General features: G+C 50.8%; 2 protein-coding genes. One reads left to right on the top strand and one right to left on the bottom strand.

Features of this window, described 5'->3' with window-relative positions; genetic code table 11:
• A partial coding sequence (locus BQ17_RS13910) for an Rpn family recombination-promoting nuclease/putative transposase (RefSeq protein ID WP_256091609.1) occupies positions 1–506 on the bottom strand: 506 nt, incomplete at its 3' end.
• 225 nt (positions 507–731) lie between these two features.
• Here BQ17_RS13910 and BQ17_RS13905 point away from each other — a divergent pair.
• Complete coding sequence (locus tag BQ17_RS13905) at positions 732–1,328, top strand: hypothetical protein (RefSeq protein ID WP_089728043.1); 597 nt, start codon at positions 732–734, stop codon at positions 1,326–1,328.
• Positions 1,329–1,605 lie beyond the last annotated feature (277 nt).

The following is a 1,605-nucleotide window of genomic DNA, read 5'->3' as shown; positions in this document are numbered from 1 at the left end:
AGGGCGAAGGGATTGGCGCTCGCCTCAAGTGACTCGATGCGGTCCGCATAGTCGATGAGTTTGACGACCGGAAATTCGAGTGTATGGCGACAGCCGAGGACTTCGAAACCATAGTGGTCGGGTCGCCACCCGGCATCCTCATCGGCCAGCACGGCAAGGCTGGCGATGGGGCGGGCGTAGCGGTCAAAAAGCCGGTAGTTGTAGGTGAACATGCGCCTGGCGAAGTCGCTGTCGCGTCGCCCCTGGACCTCGATGTGGATGTAGATCCAGCGTTGTTCGCCATCTTCGAGGGTGACTTGGACCAGGGCATCGGCAAAACGTTTACCAAGTTCAGCATCGCGCACCACCTGACGCAGTTCGGTATTCTTGAATTCATGGCCCTGTGCCCAATCGATTCGGGCGTGCGCCCCGGGGAAATAGAAGGCCATGAATTCAGGGAAGGCGTGTTCGAGTACGTCCTTCCAGGGGCTATCGTAGGCGTCGTTGTTATTTTGTAGATCGGTCACCTGTATAAACCTCGAGTCTTGGCACTTCCTTGAAAATAGCCCAACCCCTATGCTACGCTCACTCACCTTTCTACCTTTGGTGCAGCTGTCAGGTTGCACCCTTTCCACCATTCGCTTGGAACGACCACCCGGATAACCTCTGCTCCCGTGATCGCGATGAAAGTACGAAACGGCTAATCTGAGCGTCAAGCAATTGGTCGAACGAATAGCAGACAGGAGCGTATAATGCCCTATGGTGAATTTGAGTCGGTTTCAGAAGTGGCTAGGATATTCGATATTGAAGTCAGTGGTAATAAACGATTTGTAGATAAACTGAAAATCGAAATCCCTGATTCGGATTTCAAAAGGATGGAAAAAAAGTTAGGTGATGATCTAAACTTTATAAATGAGACAACTATTTGTGAAAGGATAATCAGTCCTATTTTGGAGCTGATAGCGGATAATTATGAATCACTGAAGATTTGGTCGCATGTGTCCTACAACGTCGATAAGGAAAAAGGATTGGTTGGTGAACCTGACTATCTGATTGCGCCAAAGACGAAATATGGTGACATGGATGTACCACCCCTCTGTGTTATCGAAGCTAAGAAGGATGACTTCGAGGAGGGGTGGACACAAGCTTTAGCTGAAATGGTCGCTGCTTCTTTGCAGGGCAGAAAAGCTTGCTACAGTGTTGTTACTACAGGTAACACCTGGGAGTTTGGCACCCTGGAAAATAAGGTATTCACCAGAGACTTTACGAAATTTTCAGCTACGGTCAATCTGCAGGAAATATTCGATGTACTGAATTGGTTGTTTAATATTGCAAATGAGTCCAGATAACCTGAGAGCGTTGCCGGAGCCTTGCCCATACCCCACCATCGGACCATGAGATCGTGAGCGGGTCGTGGTAAATTTTTAGGCTCTTTATGGATTCCGGACAGCTAACGATCATCGAAGGGATCTCCCGGACGTTTTGGAGTGCGGCGGCCACTTGCCCCCGCTGCTTACCGGAACCGACAGCGCGAGGCATAAACCGGGGGTCGGCCAAGTGGCACCATCCTGCCGCCGCTTTGGATGTGGCGAGGTATCCGTTCCCGGCCAAGGTGTTGTGGCCAGA

This window comes from Candidatus Thiosymbion oneisti (genome assembly GCF_900092655.1).
In the GTDB taxonomy this organism is placed as follows: Bacteria; Pseudomonadota; Gammaproteobacteria; order Chromatiales; family Chromatiaceae; genus Thiosymbion; species Thiosymbion oneisti.
Note: the sequence above shows the minus strand (reverse complement) of the source record. Positions and strands in the feature narration are given on the sequence as shown.

What these genes read in the sequence shown, in the direction of transcription:
- BQ17_RS13905 (WP_089728043.1), top strand. Translation starts at nt 732, where the DNA reads ATGCCCTATGGTGAATTTGAGTCGGTTTCAGAAGTGGCTAGGATATTC.